Here is a 16,246-nt window from a genome sequence, read left to right as displayed (position 1 = left end):
CAGATGTGCTTGACGGAGTGCTGAACAGCGCCCGTGTAGGTGACACAGCAGACCGCACCGAGCTGATGAACCGCAGGTCAGGGTTGTTGTCCACAAGCAACGCGAGTTGTGGATGATCCGGCCTCTGGCCAGCTCGACCACCCGATTCTGTCGGTGCGGGCCGATACGCTGGAAGCGGGCAGGCCCGATCGGCCTTCCCGGCCGCGTTCCAGCCCCCCGACCCGCACCGAGCGACGGATCGTGAAGGTCCGTGTGCTGCGGCGCTGGGGGCCGGCCCGGATCGTGTTGTTCCTGCGCCTGGTGCCCTGCACCGCGTGCTGGCTCGTTACGGCCTGGCCCGCCTGTACCATCTCGACCGGGCCACAGCCGGTCGATCCGCCGCTACGAGCGCGCCGCAGCAGGCGAACTCGTGCCCGTGGACATCAAAAAACTGGGCAGAATCCCTGACGGGGGCGGGGACCGGGCCGTGGGCCGTCAGGCCGGACACCGGCACCGCACCCGCACACCGGGCAAGACCCTCGACGCCCGCGGCCGTAGCCACGTCGGCTACAGCCACCCGCACAACGCCATGGACGATCACTCCCGGCTGGCCTACAGCGAGATCTTGCCCGACGAGCGCACAGAGACCGCCGCCGCGTTCTGGCAACGCGCGCAACTGTTCTTCACCACCCACGGAATCACAGTGCAGACAGTGCTCGGCGACAACGGCGCCTGCTACACATCACGCCTCTGGCGCGGCACGCTCACCAACGCCGGGATCATCCACACACACCCGCCCCTACCGCGCAAACGGGAAAGTAGAACGCTTCAACCGCACCCTGCTCGCCGAATGGGCCTACAACAGCCCTACCCCTCCGAACGCGCCCGCCGCGACGCCCTCCCCGGCTGGCTCCACACCTACAATCACCACCGCGGCCACACCGCACTCGGCGGCCACCCACCCGCCAGCCGCGTTCCCAACCTCCCACGACAAAACACCTACGGGGGTGGGGTCTGCCCGCCGAGGGGCCGGTTGCGCGCGGGCTCCGCCTCCGGCGGCTAGCGGCGCACGAGCCAGAACGACGGGGTGCGCGACCGAGAACAGCGCATCGAGCTCCACCACGGGCACGTCGAGGGTCGTGCCGAGGCGTGCGGCGAACGTCGACTTGCCCGCGCCACTGCGGCCAAGGAGGGCGATGCGCCGCATTGCAGCGCCTCAGTTCGCGGGCAGGGCGGCGGTGAGCTTGCCGGGGTTGAGCATCCAGAGGATCTTGTCGATGCCGTCTTCCGTGGAGGTGAAGCTGATGACGCCGTACACCGCGCCGTTGCGGCTGAGGACGGCGGCGAGGTCGCCGTTGACGTGGGTGAAGACGATGTCGGCGTCCGTCCAGAAGAACGGCTGGTAGGCGCGGATGACCTTGGCGAGCGTGGCCGGGCCGAAGATCGCCGAGCGGGCGGCGCGGGCGACGCCGCCGCCGTCGGAGTAGCTCACCACGTCGGCGGCGAAGAGCTGTTCCAGCGCCGGCAGGTCGCCGGCCTGGGCGGCGGCGAGGAACGCGGTGAGCAGCTTCTTGCGTTCCTCCTCGCTCACCGGCTTGCGCTTCTCCGCGGCCAGGTGCTTGCGGGCGCGGCTCACGTACTGGCGCGCCGTGACCTCGGTGGTCTGGATGATCTCGGCGATCTGCGAGTACGGGTAGTCGAACGCCTCGCGCAGCACGTACGCGGCGCGCTCGGTCGGCGTGAGCTTCTCCAGCAGCATCAGCACGGCCACCTCCAGCGCGGCGGCGCGCTCGGCGCCGAGCTGCGGGTCGGCTGTCGTGTCGACGGGCTCGGGCAGCCAGGGCCCGACGTAGGTCTCGCGCCGCGCGTACGCGGTCCGCGTGGCGTTGATGGCCAGGCGCGTGGTCGTGGTCGCGAGGTAGGCGGCCGGGTTCTCGACCACCGAACGGTCGGCCTTCTGCCAGCGCAGCCACACCTCCTGCAGCACGTCCTCCGCGTCGGCCGCGCTGCCGAGCATGCGGTACGCGATGCCGAACAGCCGCGGGCGCACCTGCGCGAAGACCTCGGCCGCGTCGTCGAGAGTGGCGCTTCCGCTCTCTTCCATACCCCCGGCAGCCCTTCCGACGACGTGTGCGACTGACGCGGCCAGCTTACGCCCGCCCCGGAATCCGCCGGTGATCATCCACGGCGACGTCCGCCGCGACGTGGTGCTACAGGTCTGTCCACAGTGGATCTTTCCACGATCGAGTGACAGAAGGCTCGCGAACTGTCCACACCGGAGGCACGATGATCATCGGACCTGCCCGTGACAGGATCGGAGCCGGAATGCGAACAGTGCCGGGAAACGACCGTGGCGGCCGGTGGCGGCGGTCATTGCTGATCGTCGCCGGAGTGCTGGTGCCGGGAGGGCTGCTGACGGCGCCCGCCTCGGCCGCGCCGGCAGCCGACTACTCGCTCGCCGGGGACACGTACGCGGGCGCGCAGATCGCGGCGCACGAAGGGGTGCACGGGGGTCCTGACCTGGCCCGGGCCGACGTCGACCAGACGCTCGGCCACGACGTGAGCGGGCATACCGGCGCCGTCGACTGGAAGGCCGCGAGCGGGGCGGGCGCGCGGTTCACCTACGTCAAGGCGACCGAGGGCACCGGATTCGTCAACCCGCAGTTCGGCGCGCAGTACGACGGCGCCCACGCCGCCGGCATCATCCGCGGCGCCTACCACTTCGCGCGCCCCGACGTGTCCGGCGGCGCGCAGCAGGCGGAGTACTTCATCGCGAACGGCGGGGCCTGGCGCGGCGACGGCAAAACGCTGCCCGGAGCCCTCGACATCGAGTACAACCCGTACGGCGACGCCTGTTACGGCAAGAGCCCGGCCGACATGACCAACTGGATCGCCGACTTCACCCGCACCTATCTCGCGAAGGAAGGCCGCAGCGCGCTGATCTACACCTCCACCACGTGGTGGAAACGCTGCACCGGCAACACGAACCGCTTCGGCGACACGAATCCGCTGTGGCTCGCCCGCTACGCCCCGCAGATCGGCGAGCTGCCGGCGGGCTGGGACAAGCAGAGCATCTGGCAGTTCTCGCGCACCGGCGGCCTGCCGGGCGACCAGAACTACTACAACGGGCCGTTCAACCGGGTTCAGGCACTGGCGAGCGGGCCGGCCGCCGCAGCGTGACCCCGGCATGAAAAGCGCGGCGCCCGAGCGTCTCGAACGCCTCCGCCAGCTCGGGCGGTCCGACGACCTCCAGGTCCGCGTCGAACCGCCCGAACGCGGCGGCCAGCGAAACCCACGACCACGAGCCCAGCTCCAGCCGGCACCGGTCCGGGCCGGCCTCCTCGACGACGGCGTCCCCGGCGTAGCGCGACACCGCGGCGGCGGGCAGGTCGAGCAGCACCGAGCCGCGGCAGGGCCAGCCGTTGCCGGAGCCCTGGAACCGGCTGGTCACGAAGGCGGCGACGCTGCCGCCGGGCAGCTCGCGCGGGGTGAACCGCGGTCCGGTCGGCGTGCGGGGCGTGAGCCGGTCGGCGCGGAAGACGCGCCAGTCGCCGCGGTCGAGGTCCCAGGCCACGAGGTACCAGAGGCCGCCGCGGGCGACGAGGTGGTGCGGTTCGACGCGCCGCGGCGCCGGGCCAGGCGGGTAGTCGAAGCGCAGCACCTCGCTCGCGTGGACGGCGGCGCCCAGCGCGGCGAGTACTTCGCCGCCGACCTGCGGCCCCGGCCGGGCGAGCGCCGTCACCCGGACACTGTCAATCCGGTGCCGCAGCCGGGCGGGCATGACCTGGCGCACGGTCGTCAACGCCCGCGCAGCCGCCTCCTCGATGCCCGCGCCGGCGGTGGTCGCGAGCTGGAGGGCGACGGCGAGCGCGACGGCCTGCTCGTCGTCGAACAGCAACGGCGGCAGCTGCGCGCCGGCGTCGAGGCGGTAGCCGCCGTCGGGTCCCTTGGTCGCGACGATCGGATATCCCAGCTCCCGCAGGCGATCGACGTCGCGCCGGACGGTGCGCGGGCTGACGGCGAGCCGCTCGGCCAGCGCCGCGCCCGGCCAGTCGCGGCGCGCCCGCAGCAGCGAGAGCAACGCCAGCAGGCGGGCGGAAGTCTTCGGCACGGTTTCATCCTGACGGACGAAGCGGCCACATCCTGTCCGCTACCCCTGCCACGATGACGGCATGAGCGAAAAGACCGAACTCCTCACCCAGCTGGCCGAGGCCCGGGAGACGTTGAAGGCGAGCGTCCGCGACCTCACCGACGAGCAGCTCGGCGAGCGCCCCACCGTCAGCGAGCTGTGCCTCGGCGGGCTGGTCAAGCACGTCGCGTCGATGGAAGAGCAGTGGCTGCGTTTCGCCGTCGAAGGCGCGTCGGCGATGAGTTACGAGCTGCCCGAGGGCGTGACCTGGGCCGATTTCGCGGCGGGGACCGCGCGCGAGTACCCGAAGTGGGCGATCGAGCACCAGGCCGAGTTCAGCATGCAGCCCGGCGACACGCTGGCGGCGATCCTGAAGCGCTACGACGAGGTCGCCGCGCGGACCGAGGAGATCGTCACCGCCGTGCCCGATCTGGCGGCGACGCACCCGCTGCCGGAGGCGCCGTGGCACGAGGCCGGGGCCGAGCGCAGTGTGCGCGGAGTCCTGCTGCACGTGATCGTCGAGACCGCGCAGCACGCGGGCCACGCCGACCTGCTGCGCGAGACGCTCGAGGCGTCGTGACCCTGCTGGGCAACCGCGCGCTCAACCGCGCGACGCTCGCCCGCCAGCTGCTGCTGGAGCGCGCCAACCTGCCCGCGCTCGACGCCGTCGCGCACCTGTGCGGGCTGCAGGCGCAGGAGCCGCAGGAACCGTTCACGGGCCTGTGGTCGCGGTTGCGGGGGTTCGACCCGACTGAGCTGTCGGAGCTGCTCGTCGGGCGGCAGGTGGTCCGGACCCATCTCATGCGCCGCACCGTCCACCTCGTCACCGCCGACGACGCCCTCGCCTGGCGCACCCGCCACGACGCGATGCTGCGCCAGCGCGTCCTCGGCGTGTACCGGCGCGAGCTCGACGGCGTCGACCTCACCGAGCTCGCCGCGGCGGGCCGCGCCGTCCTGGCCGACGGCGAACCGCGGTCCATGCCCGAGCTCGCTCGGGCCGTCGCCGACCGCTGGCCCGCGCCCGGGCCGCGCGCGCTGGGCGAGATGCTGGTCGCCGCGCTGGTGCCCGTCGTGCAGCTGCCACCACGCGGGGTGTGGCGGGAGAAGGCAGGCGTGCGATACCTGCCGCTGTCCGCCTGGCTGGGCCGCGACGTCCCGGCGCCCCCGGACGACGTCGTGGGCGCCGAGCTGGTCCGCCGCTACCTCGCCGCGTATGGCCCGGCCGCCACCGCCGACCTGCGCGCGTGGTCCGGCCTCGCCGGGCTGCCCGCCGCCGTCGCCTCGGTGCGCGCCGAACTCGTCTCCTTCCGCGACGACCGCGGCCGCGAACTGCTGGACCTCCCCGACGCCCCGCGCCCCGACCCGGACACCCCGGCGCCCGTCCGCTACCTCCCCGCGTTCGACAACGCCCTCCTCGGCTACGCCGACCGCACCCGCATTGTCGACGACGCCCACCGCAACCTCTCCGTCGCGGGCTCCCGCGTCCTCCTCGCGGACGGCCGCGTCACAGCGACCTGGACCGTCGAGGAGGGCACGGTGGTCGTGTCCCCGTTGCGCCGCCTGACGCGGGCGGAGCGCGCGGCCGTCTGCGACGAAGGCGAGGCCGTGGCGTTGTTCTTGTCGGACGGGGAACACCAGGGCGTCCGCGTCGAAAGGTGACGCCGGATGCCGCAGTGGCCTGAGTTTGGGCTTCAACGGCAACGGGGGACTCGGCGACGGCACCGAGACCGACCGCGCCGTCCCCGGGCCGGTGTGCGTTGTGAGCGCAACGGACTGCACGGCCACGCCACTCACCGGGATCACCACGCTCGCCGTCGGCGGCCAGGTCGCCCTGGCTCGTACTTCCGAAGCCACGATGCTCGCCTGGGGCGCGAACTTCGACGGCGTGCTCGGCAACGGGACCACGACCGACAGCCTCGCCCCGGCCGCGGTTCTGTCTTCCCCGTTGGCCGGCGTCGCCGCGATCGCTGCCGGACGCCGGCACAGACTCGCGATCCGGGCCGGGTCCTGAGGGGCAAGCACCAGCGCGCTGACCCCGCGGTACTAGGACCACCGGACGATGGTGACCGGGCCCAGGGCGGCGTGACGATGAGGACATGACGAACTCACCGCAGAACAGCACGCAGCGGACCCGGCGCCGGGTCATCGGGGTGGCCGCGAGGACGGTGGCGGCCGCCGGGATCGTGACTGCGGTCGTGTGGGGCGGGGTGGCCGCGGGGTCACCGGAGCCCGCGACGAGGCCGGCCGCGGTTGTGTCCTTTGAGGACAATCCGCAGGCCGGGGACCGGACCACGGCGGCCGTGGTGCCCGGGGATCGGCACGGGGGCACGGGGATCGAGCCGGGGGACGATCGGGATGCCCGGGCTCAGGTGACCGATGGCCGGGCACCGCAGTCGACCACGTACGCGCCGCCGACCTCCACCACGCACCCGGAAACGAGCCGCAACCACGTTGAGCCCGGCGATGACCACGGACGGCACCTCGAGCCCGGGGACAACCACGGCCGGCACCTCGAACCCGGTGACGACCACGGCCGGCACCTCGAACCCGGTGACGACCACAGCCGGCACCTCGAGCCCGGGGACGACCACGGCGGCGACAGCGGCCACGGTGGTCCCGGCCGGCACTGAACAACTCCACAAAGGACGGTGCCACCGCCGGAAACCCCGGCAGTGGCACCGACCTCCGTCAGTGGTGCGGCCGCTTCAGGCCGGTCAGGTCGCGCTTGACGACGGTGTTGCGGTCGCCCACGGTGTTACCGAAGGCGAACTGCGGCCAGTAGCCCATGATCTCCTGGCGGCTGCGCTCGCTCCACTGGCGGGCGAGTGCGCTGCGGGACTTGTAGAAGTTCAGCGCGTAACCGTGGGTGTGCAGGCGAAGGATTGAGAAGCCGCCCGGGTATTCCTTGGCGGCGGCCACTTCCTGCAGCGTCACGCGCGGGGCCGTCGGGCTGATCGTGCGGTGGTTGCGGTGGGTGTGGCCCGCGTGGTGCAGGAACACGCCCGGCGTCTGCGAGTACCAGTCGAGGATCTGCGCGGCCTGGGTGGCGTCGACGGAGCTGCCCGCGGTGATCGGGAACGCCGAGTCCTGCATCACGAGCGGGTGGTGGCCGAACACGAGCGTCGGCTGGTCGCGGTGGTTCTTGAGGTCGGTGCGGAACCAGTCGAGCTGCTCGGGCGACAGGCCGCCGGCGTCGCCGCCGTTGCCGGGCTTGTCGTAGGTGTCGAGGCCGATCACGTGCAGGCCGGACAGGTCACGCGAGAAGTAGGTGCGCTCGGTGTGCGGGAAGTACGCGTCGTGGAAGCAGTCGTTGCCCTGCCACTGCCCGACGCGGCAGGTCGAGTACGCGTCGCCGATGTGCGCGCGGTCGTGGTTGCCGCGCGTGACGAAGTAATCCTCCTGGTAACGCCCGAAGCGCGACAGCAGGTGCCCGGCGCGGCTGAGGTCGGTCGGCACCGCCTCGGCGGAGATGTCACCGGCGGCCAGCAGGTAGCGCGGGTCGAAGCGCTTCACGTCCTGCACCAGCGATTCCAGCATCACCTCCGGGTACGGCGGCAGTCCGGGCACCTGCGAGATCCCGATGTACTGCGGCTGCCCGCCGACGAGCCCGGCCTGCGTCTCGCCCATGTGCAGGTCGTTGCACAGCACCATCGAGAACAGGTGGCTGCCCTCCGGCGGCTGAGGCGTCTTGAACTCGAACGGTCCCGTCGTGCCGAGGCCGCGGTCCGTGGTGCCCACGGCGTTGCCGGCGATGAGCGTGAACGCGGTGGGCGCGGCGAGCTTGCCGTTGGAACGGGCCTGGTAGTAGTACGTCTGGCCCGGCTCGAGGTCGGTCAGCTCGACGTAGTGGTACGGGGTGTGACCGGTGATGTCGTGCGCGACCCGGTTGAGGCGGTTGGGGTTGGCGCCGTAGCGGACTTCGCCGTCGGCGTCGGCCGGGACCATGCGGCCGAGCCCGTCGTCGGTGCCGGCGCGGCCGGTGTACCACGTGATCACGGCGCGGTCTTCCGCGAGCGTCACGAGTTCGAGGTTGACGGGCGTCACCGGGCCCGAGCCTTGGGAGTCGGTCGCGGCCAGCGCGCGGGCGGGGTCGAGCAACGTCGTCGAATCCGCCGTGGCGGCGTACGCGGTCCAGCGCAACAGGTCTCGGCGGGTGAAATCGCAAGCAGGCATGCGCTGCAAGCTCAAGCCGCCCATTGAACGGAACACCGCACCAGGGAGAAACGCAAGTGTCGGCACTCGGAAGTCGGCCGATTCCCGGGTGCTCGACCGGGCCCGGTTCCGCCCGCCGGAACGTCGGGCGGGCGGAACCGGGCCGGGTCAGGCGACGAGCCGCAGCGGCTGTTCGAGCGCGTCGACCAGAACGCCCAGCCACGAAGCCGCCAGCGCCCCGTCGATCGCGCGGTGGTCGACCGCCAGCGTGAGCGCCAGCTGCGTCGCCACGGTCAGCTCGCCGTCCACCACCACGGCACCGGCTTTCCCGGCGCCCACCGCGAGGATCGACGACTGCGGCGGGTTGATGATGGCCGTGAACTCGTCCACGCCGTACATGCCGAGGTTGCTCACCGCGATCGAGCCGCCTTCGAGGTCGTGCTGCCTGAGCTTGCCCTCGTCGGCCTGGCTCGCGAACCCCTTGACCTGGCCCGAAATCGCGCTCGGCGCCAGCTTCTCGACCCCGCGCACGACCGGCGTGACCAGGCCGCGCCCGGACGCGATGGCGACGCCGACGTCGACCGAGTCGTACTTGCGCAGCGCGTCCTCGGTCCAGATGACGTTGGCGTCGGGCACCTCGGTGTGCGCGACGGCCACGGCCCGGATGATCAGGTCGTTGACCGAGATCCGTGCCGGCGACACCTCGTTGAGCTGCTTGCGCAGAGCCAGCAGCGCGTCGATCCGCGCCGTGCGCCGCACGGAGAAGTGCGGCACCGTCTGCTTGCTCATCGTCAGCCGGCTCGCGATGGCGCGGCGGATCCGGGTGTGCGGGATCTCGGTGAACGACGCGCCTGCCGCCGGTTCACGGCGGACGGGCACGGATTCGGTCACGGGCTTTTCGGGCGCCGGAGCCGGTGCCGGCGCCGGTGCGGGCTGTGGCACGGCGGGTGCCGGCCGGTCCGCTCGCACGATCGCGGCCTCCACGTCCTTGCGCACGATCCGCCCGTTCGGCCCGGTCCCGGTCACCGCTTCGAGCCCGATCCCGGCTTCCTTCAGCATCTTGCGCGCCAGGGGGCTCGCGAAGATCCGCTCACGGGACCCGTTCGACGCGGCGGGCACCGGCTCAGACTCGGCCGGTTCAGACTCGGCCGACTCAGACGGGGCCGACTCAGACGGGGCCGAGCCGTTCTGCGAAGCCGAAGCCGATCCACCCAGCTCCGCCAGCAGCCCGCTCACGTCCTCCCCCACGGCACCCAGCACGGCGATCGGCGTGCCGACCTCCACCGTCGTCCCGCGGTCCACCAGTTGCCGCAGCACGGTCGCGCCGGCTTCGGCTTCGACCTCCACGGCCGCCTTGTCCGTCTCCAGCACGGCCAGTGCCGTGCCGGCGTCGAACGCCTCGTTCTCGGGCACCAGCCACTCGCTCAGCACGGCCTCGGTCGACCCCGTGGCGACTTCGGGCACCCGCAACAGCGTTGCCATCGTTGGAACTCCTCGCTGCCAGTCGCAGTTGCGGTCAGTCGGACAGGCGCCGCAGCGCCGCGGTCACTTCCTCGGTCCGCGCGATCGCCGCGCGTTCGAGGACCTTGCTGATGCTGGGCGACGCCTCGCCGCCGGTGACGCGCTCGATCGGCGCGTCGAGCCAGTCGAACAGGCGGCGCTGGATCTCGTCGGCGAGCCGGCCGCCGTAGGAGGTGCCGATGGCGCCCTGCTCGACGATCAGCACCCGGTTGGTCTTGCGGACACTGCGTTCGATCGTGTCCCAGTCGAGGCTCGCGCGGTCGAGCCAGCGCAGGTCGATCAGGTCGGCGCTCACGCCGGTCTCGTCGAGGGCCTCGAGGCAGTGCCCGACCATGGACAGGTAGCTGATCACGGTGAGGTCGTCGCCCGTGCGCCGCAGCGCGGCCTTGCCGACGGGGATGCGGTAGTCGAAGTCGTCGACCGGCGCGGTGCCCGTGGAGGCGTAGAGGTCCACGTGCTCCAGCACCACGACCGGGTCGTCGCAGGCCAGCGCGGTGTTCAGCAGGCCCACGTAGTCGAACGGGTTCGACGGCGCCACGACCCGCAGCCCGGGTGCCGTGGTGAGGACACCGGCCGGGTCCATCGAGTGCTGCGAGCCGTAGCCGGTGCCTGCTGCGAGCTTGCTGCGCAGCACGAACGGCACGCTGCCGGTCCCGCCGAACATGTGGCGCGCCTTGGCGACCTGGTTGAACAGCTGGTCGGCGGCGACCCACATGAAGTCGGCGTACATGAACTCGACGATCGGGCGGGCCCGGCCGTCGATGGCCATGCCGCCCGCGAGGCCCGCGAACGCGTTCTCGCTGATCGGCGTGCCCAGCACGCGCTCGGGTGCCGTTTCGATGGCCTTCTTGGTGGCGCCGTTGGTGCCGCCCTTGAGCCGGTCGACGTCCTCGCCGAGCACGACCACGCGCTCGTCGGTCTCCAGCCGCCGGGCGAGGACATCGCTCACGGCGTCGATGAAGCGCCGTTCCTTGAGCGCGCCGCTGAAGGATTCGGCTTCCTCGTAACGGCTTCCGTCCAGTTCGGACAGATCACCGCGCACGCCGACGTCGACGAACGCCGGGTCCGGCCACGCGGAGTCCTTGATGCGGCGCTTGCCGTCCGGGCCGTCTTCGAGGAAGCTGTCGCCGATCTCGTGCAGCGTCCGGGTGATCTCCTCGTCGAACGCCTTGAGCCGGTCGTCGTCGGCGAGGCCGCGGCGCACGACGTGACCGCGCAGCAGGTCGATCGGGTCGCGGTCGCGCCAGGACTTCTCCTCGTCCTTCGTGCGGTAGCCGAAGGCGCTGCCCGGGTACGGGCCGTTCTGGTGGAAGTAGCGGTAGACCTCGGCCTCGACGATGGTCGGCCCGTTGCCCGCGCGCATGTGGGCCACGGCCTCGCTCATCGCCAGGTGCACGGCGAGGGGATCCATTCCGTCCACCTGCCAGCTCGGGATGTTGAACCCGAGGCCGCGTGCGGAGAGCCGGGTTTCGGCCGTGGCCGTGTCGACCGGCGTGGACACCGCGTACTGGTTGTTCTCGATGAAGAAGCAGACGGGCAGTTTCCACGCGGCGGCGAGGTTGAACGTCTCCAGCACCGAGCCGATGTTCACGGCACCGTCGCCGAAGTAGGTGACGGTGACCGCGTCGGTGCCGGTGTGGCGCTGGTTCCAGGCGAAGCCCGCGGCCTGCGGCACTCCCCCGCCGACGATCGCGTTGGTGCCCATCGCGCCGGCCTCGCGCCACTGCAGGTGCATCGACCCGCCGCGCCCGCTGCCGTAGCCCTCGGCCAGGCCGCAGATCTCGGCGAGCGTGCGGCGCAGCACCGTGCGGACTTCGTCGTCGAGCGCCGGCAGGCCGGTGGGCTTCGGGGCGACGTGACCGAAGGCCTTGGCGAGGAACTGGTGGTGGCCGCGGTGCGAGCCGTTCACGAAGTCGTCGCTGCGCAGCGGGGCGATCGAGCCGACGGCGCCGCCCTCCTGGCCGATGCTCGAGTGGGCCGGGCCGTGCACGAGGCCCTGGCCGGCGAGTTCCAGCACGTACTCCTCGAACGACCGGATCCACTGCGCCCGCCCGAGCAGGCTCAGCAGCAGGTCCGGTGCGGCTTCGTCCCAGTCCTCCGGCGTGGCGCGCAGGCGGATCCAGGGCGCGCCGGCGACCAGTGACTCGTGAGTGGCCATCAGGGCTCCTCATCTTCGAATGGATCCATTGCGAAAGGCTTGACGGAGACTATGCCGTCAAGTAGCCATGAAAAGCAAGTGAATGGATCCATTGGAGGTGTGCTCATGCCGATCCCCGGAGTGACGGGCGTCGACCACTTCGGCCTCACGGTGCCGGACCTCGACCAGGCCCACGAGTTCTTCACCGAGGTACTGGGCTGCGAATACCTGTACCGGCTCGGACCGTACGAGCACGACGACAGCTGGATGAGCGAGCATCTCGGCGTCGACGACAAGGCGGTGATGCGGCGTCTGCACTTCTACCGGCTCGCCGGCTTGGCGATCTTCGAGGTGTTCCAGTACGAGGCGCCGGAGCAGAACCTCGTCCCGCCGCGCAACTCCGACGTCGGCGGGCACCACATCGCGCTGTACGTGGAGGATCTCGACGCCGCCGTCGCCGACCTGCACCGCCGCGGCCTGCGTGTGCTCGGCGAGCCGACCACCAGCAGCGGCGCGAGCGAAGGACAGCGGTGGGTGTACTTCCTGTCACCGTGGGGCCTGCAGTGTGAGCTAGTGTCCTATCCGAACGGAAAGGCCTTCGACCACAACCCGAAGGCGTTCGACTGAGCCTTGTCCGGCTGAGTCCGGGACCACCGCCGCGAGGCGTTCGATCGAGAGGAACGGGCGTGGCCGTACCCGCGGGTGTCGCGAGCCAGCGCGTCGCCGACGAGCTGCGAGCGCGGATCCTCGACGGCCGCCTCGCCCCGGGCACGCGCATCATCCAGGACGAGCTCGCCGAGGAGCTGCACACCAGCCGCCTGCCGGTGCGCGAGGCGCTGCGCATCCTGGAGTCCCGAGGGCTGGTGACCCTGCGCGCCAACTCCGGCGCGTGGGTCACCTCCATGGACGTACGCGAGTGCGAGCTGTCGTACAAGATGCGCGAACGGCTGGAACCCTTGCTGCTGGCCGAATCCGCGCCCCGGCTGTCCGATGGGGACATCGACGAGCTGGAAGCCCTCGAGGACCGCATCGAGAAGACGGACGACGTCGAGGAGTTCCTCGTGCTCGACCGGCAGCTGCACTGGACGGTCTACCGCCACCACGACGCCCACGACCTCGCCGCCATCCTCAACCGGCTGTGGGACACGACGCAGCACTACCGCCGGGCGTTCACGCGCCTGGCCGGCGAACGCCGCAGCTGGATCATCCGCGCGGAGCACCGCCTGCTCATCGAGGCGCTGCGCCAGCGCGACCACGCTTCGGCGGAGCGCATCCTGGAGCTGCACATCCGCCGGACGCGGGTGGAATTGGTGAAGCACCCGGAGGTGTTCGCGGTGCCCGTCCCGCCCGGAACCGGGGTTAACGGTCACTGAACCCCCGGGCCGGTGTCCCGCTCGCGCGCAAGGCGGGGGTGTCGGCGGCCCTCGTGAGCCGGATCGAGAACGGCAAGGCCCGGCCCTCGGTCGCGTCGCTGTACGCGCTGGTGCAGCACCTGAACCTGACCGTGGACGAGCTGGTCGACCCCGCCGGCGCACGAGCCGAAGCGCGGAGGGCCACCCCTCTCGTCAGGCAACGGCCGATCCGTGGCCGGCGAGCTCCCGGCGCCGCAGAAGCTGATCAGCGCGCCCTGGTGCAGCTGGGCGAGACCCGCCGCACGCTCAAGCTCGAAGTCGCGCGGCATCACCTGGGCGAGCCCGCCGTCGGCGTCCGGATGGTGCACGCGCCGTTCGGCCCGCCGGAGTGACGCGGTGTCCCGCGGTATGCTGCGTCGCGACAGTGGTCATTCTCGCTGACAGTCAGCACAGGTGACCACCTCGACCGGAAGGGTGCCGTCATGACTCGACTGGCTTTCGGGTTCTCGCTCGTGCCGACGCTCGACATCGGCGCGCACCGCGAGCTGGCAGTGGCCGCGGAGGAGCACGGGCTGGAGTTCCTCGGCATCCAGGACCACCCGTACGTGCCGGAGTACCTCGACACCTTCGTGCTCGCGGGCGCCCTGCTGGCCGCCACCCGCCGCATCCACGTGTTCCCCGACGTGACGAACCTGCCGCTGCGGCCGCCCGCGATGCTCGCCAAGGCGGCCGCGTCGCTCGACCTGGTGTCCGGTGGGCGGTTCGAGCTCGCCGTCGGCGCGGGCGGCTACTGGGACGCCATCGAGCGCCTCGGCGTCCGGCGGCGCTCGAGGGCCGAGGCCAACGCCGCGCTGGAGGAGGCGTTCGAGGTCATGCGGGCGATCTGGCGCGCCGACCGGCGGCCGCTGCACCACCGCGGCGTTCACTACACAGTGGACGGTCTCGTGCCCGGGCCCGCGCCCGCGCACCCGATCGAGCTGTGGACCGGCGCGCAGGGACCGAAGGCGCTGGCCCTGACCGGCCGGATCGCCGACGGCTGGGCCGCGCCGATCCCCTCGTACCTGCCCTACGAGCAGTGGGGTCCGGCCCACACGATCCTGGACGAGGCCGCCACCGCTGCCGGCCGCCGGCCGTCGGACGTGCGCCGGATCTGCCAGATCGTCGGCACGATCACCGACGCGCCCGGCACTCTGCGGGTCACCACCGGCGCCGAACCCGTGCGCGGCGACGCGGCCCAGTGGGCCGAGTTGCTGACCCGCTCGGCCACCGAACTGCCCTTCACGACGTTCGTCTTCTGGCCGGAGCACCAGACGATCGACCAGGTGCTGCGCTTCGCGCGAGACGTCGTCCCGGCCGTCCGGCGGACGGTCGAGGGCTAGGCCGGCGGGTCCCCAGGCGAGACCAGGCCGGTTTCGTAGGCCAGCACCACTGCTTGGGCGCGGTCACGCAGGGACAGCTTCGCGAAGATCCGGGCGACGTGGGTTTTGATCGTCGCCTCGCTCAGGGTGAGCTCGGCGGCGAGCTCGGTGTTGGACCGGCCGCGGCCCAGCAGCGCCAGGACTTCGAGCTCGCGCGGGGTCAGCGCGGACAGGTCGCGGTGTGGCAACGGGACGGCCGCGGCCGGAGCCGGAGCGGCGGCCGAGGCGAAGCGTTCCACCAGCCGGCGGGTGATCGAGGGCGCCAGCAGCGCGTCGCCGGTGTCGACGAGCCGGACGGCGGCCACGAGGTGTTCGGGCGTCACGTCCTTCAGCAGGAAGCCGCTCGCGCCGGCGGCGAGGGCTTGGTAGACGTAGCTGTCGAGGTCGAACGTCGTCAGCATCAGCACCTTGCAGCGCGGGTCGTCGGCCAGGACGCGGCGGGCGGCTTCGAGACCGTCCATGGCCGGCATGCGGATGTCCATGAGCACGACGTCGGGGTGCAGCTCCCGCACCAGCTCGACCGCCGCCAGCCCGTCGGCCGCTTCGCCGACCACGTCGATGCCGCCGGCCGTGAGGATCATGCGGAAGCCCGTGCGGACCAGGCCCTGGTCGTCGGCGATGACGACCCGCGGGGCGGTCACGGGCGTTCCAGCGGGATCCGGGCGCGCACGCGGAACCCGCCGCCGAGGCGGCGGCGCGCGTCGAGGTCACCGCCGAAGGCCGCGACGCGTTCCCGCAGCCCGAGCAAGCCGCGGCCCTCGCCGGGCGAGGACGACGCGGCGGCCGAGCCGCCCGTGAGCACGCTCGGCCCGCTGTTCACCACCTCGACCCGCAGATAGTGGTCGGTGTAGCGCACCGTCACCTCGGCCTTTCCCCCGTCGCCGTGCTTGAGCGCGTTGGTGAGCGCCTCCTGGATGATCCGGTACGCCGTCAAGTCCACTCCGGACGGCAGCGACCTCGGCTCGCCCGACACGCGCACCTCCACCGGCAGCCCGGCGAACGCGATCCGGTCGACGAGCGGGCTCAGCCGCGCGAGGCTGGGCTGTGGCGCGAGGTCGGTCGGCTCCTCGCCGTCGGCCGGCGGCGCGAGCAGGCCGAGCAGGTTCCGCAGCTCCGTCATCGTGTCGCGCCCGGCGGTCTCGACCTCCCGCAACGCCTCGGCCGCCTGCGCGGGCTCGGTCTCGACCACCAGCCGCGCGGCGCCGGCCTGCACGAGCATCACGCTCACGTTGTGGCTCACGATGTCGTGCAGCTCGCGGGCGATCCGCGCGCGTTCGGCGTCGACCGCCTGCTGCGCGGCGCTTTCCCGCTCCCGCTCCAGCAGCCACCCGCGCTCCTCGAGCGCACGCACGGCCGCGCGCCGCGCGCGAACCAGCCGCACGGCCAGCACCACCGCGACCAGGCATGCCACGGCCGCGACCCCGAGTTCCCACACACCCGGAGACTCTCCCAGGCCGCCGCGCCCGCCGCATCAACCCGGCGCCTACATCCCCAGGATGACGGCGGCCGGCGGTTACCTCCCCGGACGGATGCCCCGGCGGCGAAGCTGCTTCAGGAT

General features: G+C 72.0%; 16 protein-coding genes and 1 pseudogene. 10 read left to right on the top strand and 7 right to left on the bottom strand.

Annotated features, from left to right (window positions below):
- Positions 1-174: 174 nt before the first annotated feature.
- A pseudogene (locus tag ACQPXB_RS18570) lies at positions 175-964 on the top strand (IS481 family transposase); the annotation flags it as partial.
- 231 nt (positions 965-1,195) lie between these two features.
- Here ACQPXB_RS18570 and ACQPXB_RS18565 read toward each other — a convergent pair.
- Positions 1,196-2,083: an RNA polymerase sigma-70 factor gene (locus ACQPXB_RS18565; RefSeq protein WP_366578303.1), complete on the bottom strand. Its 888-nt coding sequence runs from the start codon at positions 2,081-2,083 to the stop codon at positions 1,196-1,198.
- 221 nt (positions 2,084-2,304) lie between these two features.
- On the opposite strand from ACQPXB_RS18565, the gene ACQPXB_RS18560 reads away from it, so the two are divergent.
- Complete coding sequence (locus ACQPXB_RS18560; protein ID WP_432853714.1) at positions 2,305-3,159, top strand: lysozyme; 855 nt, start codon at positions 2,305-2,307, stop codon at positions 3,157-3,159.
- Here ACQPXB_RS18560 and ACQPXB_RS18555 read toward each other — a convergent pair.
- Positions 3,113-4,090, bottom strand: coding sequence for a helix-turn-helix transcriptional regulator (locus ACQPXB_RS18555; protein WP_432853711.1), 978 nt, complete (start codon positions 4,088-4,090; stop codon positions 3,113-3,115). The two genes, ACQPXB_RS18560 and ACQPXB_RS18555, sit on opposite strands and share 47 nt — an antisense overlap.
- Before the next feature lie 61 nt (positions 4,091-4,151).
- On the opposite strand from ACQPXB_RS18555, the gene ACQPXB_RS18550 reads away from it, so the two are divergent.
- The 4 genes from ACQPXB_RS18550 (at position 4,152) to ACQPXB_RS18535 (ending at position 6,738) form a co-directional block, all read left to right on the top strand.
- A complete protein-coding gene (locus ACQPXB_RS18550; RefSeq protein ID WP_386953642.1) occupies positions 4,152-4,688 on the top strand; it encodes a DinB family protein in 537 nt (178 codons plus the stop codon).
- Positions 4,685-5,767 (top strand): winged helix DNA-binding domain-containing protein, encoded by a 1,083-nt coding sequence (locus ACQPXB_RS18545; RefSeq protein ID WP_432853707.1) that lies wholly within the window; start codon positions 4,685-4,687, stop codon positions 5,765-5,767. The genes ACQPXB_RS18550 and ACQPXB_RS18545 overlap by 4 nt, the downstream gene beginning before the upstream one ends.
- Positions 5,768-5,867: 100 nt before the next feature.
- Positions 5,868-6,119, top strand: coding sequence for a hypothetical protein (locus ACQPXB_RS18540; RefSeq protein WP_432853705.1), 252 nt, complete (start codon positions 5,868-5,870; stop codon positions 6,117-6,119).
- A gap of 85 nt (positions 6,120-6,204) precedes the next feature.
- Positions 6,205-6,738: a hypothetical protein gene (locus tag ACQPXB_RS18535; RefSeq protein ID WP_432853703.1), complete on the top strand. Its 534-nt coding sequence runs from the start codon at positions 6,205-6,207 to the stop codon at positions 6,736-6,738.
- Between the two features lie 58 nt (positions 6,739-6,796).
- Here the strand turns inward: ACQPXB_RS18535 and ACQPXB_RS18530 are convergent, their stop codons facing one another.
- The 3 genes from ACQPXB_RS18530 to ACQPXB_RS18520 form a co-directional block, all read right to left on the bottom strand.
- Positions 6,797-8,281, bottom strand: coding sequence for a metallophosphoesterase (locus ACQPXB_RS18530; protein ID WP_432853701.1), 1,485 nt, complete (start codon positions 8,279-8,281; stop codon positions 6,797-6,799).
- A 147-nt stretch (positions 8,282-8,428) separates the two neighbouring features.
- Positions 8,429-9,742, bottom strand: a complete 1,314-nt coding sequence (locus tag ACQPXB_RS18525; protein WP_432853699.1) for a dihydrolipoamide acetyltransferase family protein — start codon at positions 9,740-9,742, stop codon at positions 8,429-8,431.
- Between the two features lie 34 nt (positions 9,743-9,776).
- Positions 9,777-11,939 (bottom strand): alpha-ketoacid dehydrogenase subunit alpha/beta, encoded by a 2,163-nt coding sequence (locus ACQPXB_RS18520; protein WP_432853697.1) that lies wholly within the window; start codon positions 11,937-11,939, stop codon positions 9,777-9,779.
- Between the two features lie 105 nt (positions 11,940-12,044).
- Between ACQPXB_RS18520 and ACQPXB_RS18515 the strand changes: the two genes are divergently transcribed.
- From ACQPXB_RS18515 to ACQPXB_RS18500, 4 genes are all read left to right on the top strand, one after another.
- Positions 12,045-12,545, top strand: a complete 501-nt coding sequence (locus tag ACQPXB_RS18515) for a VOC family protein (RefSeq protein WP_366578284.1) — start codon at positions 12,045-12,047, stop codon at positions 12,543-12,545.
- Positions 12,546-12,604: 59 nt separating this feature from the next.
- Entirely contained in the window at positions 12,605-13,291 is a 687-nt protein-coding gene (locus ACQPXB_RS18510; protein ID WP_432853694.1) for a GntR family transcriptional regulator, read from the top strand.
- Positions 13,288-13,662 (top strand): helix-turn-helix domain-containing protein, encoded by a 375-nt coding sequence (locus tag ACQPXB_RS18505; RefSeq protein WP_432856690.1) that lies wholly within the window; start codon positions 13,288-13,290, stop codon positions 13,660-13,662. The genes ACQPXB_RS18510 and ACQPXB_RS18505 overlap by 4 nt, the downstream gene beginning before the upstream one ends.
- A gap of 90 nt (positions 13,663-13,752) precedes the next feature.
- Positions 13,753-14,649, top strand: coding sequence for an LLM class flavin-dependent oxidoreductase (locus ACQPXB_RS18500; protein ID WP_432853691.1), 897 nt, complete (start codon positions 13,753-13,755; stop codon positions 14,647-14,649).
- Here ACQPXB_RS18500 and ACQPXB_RS18495 read toward each other — a convergent pair.
- Together ACQPXB_RS18495 and ACQPXB_RS18490 are read right to left on the bottom strand one after the other, a co-directional pair.
- Positions 14,646-15,329 (bottom strand): response regulator, encoded by a 684-nt coding sequence (locus tag ACQPXB_RS18495; protein ID WP_386953628.1) that lies wholly within the window; start codon positions 15,327-15,329, stop codon positions 14,646-14,648. The two genes, ACQPXB_RS18500 and ACQPXB_RS18495, sit on opposite strands and share 4 nt — an antisense overlap.
- Positions 15,326-16,123 (bottom strand): sensor histidine kinase, encoded by a 798-nt coding sequence (locus ACQPXB_RS18490; RefSeq protein ID WP_386953625.1) that lies wholly within the window; start codon positions 16,121-16,123, stop codon positions 15,326-15,328. Before ACQPXB_RS18490 ends, ACQPXB_RS18495 begins: the two co-directional genes overlap by 4 nt.
- Positions 16,124-16,246: the final 123 nt, after the last annotated feature.

Source organism: Amycolatopsis sp. CA-161197 (genome assembly GCF_050942255.1).
Lineage (GTDB): Bacteria > Actinomycetota > Actinomycetes > Mycobacteriales > Pseudonocardiaceae > Amycolatopsis.
Note: the sequence above shows the minus strand (reverse complement) of the source record. Positions and strands in the feature narration are given on the sequence as shown.

Bases quoted from the DNA above. Each gene is read 5' to 3' on its own strand.
- ACQPXB_RS18565 (WP_366578303.1), bottom strand. From the start codon at position 2,083: ATGGAAGAGAGCGGAAGCGCCACTCTCGACGACGCGGCCGAGGTCTTC.
- ACQPXB_RS18560 (WP_432853714.1), top strand. From the start codon at position 2,305: ATGCGAACAGTGCCGGGAAACGACCGTGGCGGCCGGTGGCGGCGGTCA.
- ACQPXB_RS18550 (WP_386953642.1), top strand. From the start codon at position 4,152: ATGAGCGAAAAGACCGAACTCCTCACCCAGCTGGCCGAGGCCCGGGAG.
- ACQPXB_RS18535 (WP_432853703.1), top strand. From the start codon at position 6,205: ATGACGAACTCACCGCAGAACAGCACGCAGCGGACCCGGCGCCGGGTC.
- ACQPXB_RS18530 (WP_432853701.1), bottom strand. From the start codon at position 8,281: ATGCCTGCTTGCGATTTCACCCGCCGAGACCTGTTGCGCTGGACCGCG.
- ACQPXB_RS18525 (WP_432853699.1), bottom strand. From the start codon at position 9,742: ATGGCAACGCTGTTGCGGGTGCCCGAAGTCGCCACGGGGTCGACCGAG.
- ACQPXB_RS18520 (WP_432853697.1), bottom strand. From the start codon at position 11,939: ATGGCCACTCACGAGTCACTGGTCGCCGGCGCGCCCTGGATCCGCCTG.
- ACQPXB_RS18515 (WP_366578284.1), top strand. From the start codon at position 12,045: ATGCCGATCCCCGGAGTGACGGGCGTCGACCACTTCGGCCTCACGGTG.
- ACQPXB_RS18500 (WP_432853691.1), top strand. From the start codon at position 13,753: ATGACTCGACTGGCTTTCGGGTTCTCGCTCGTGCCGACGCTCGACATC.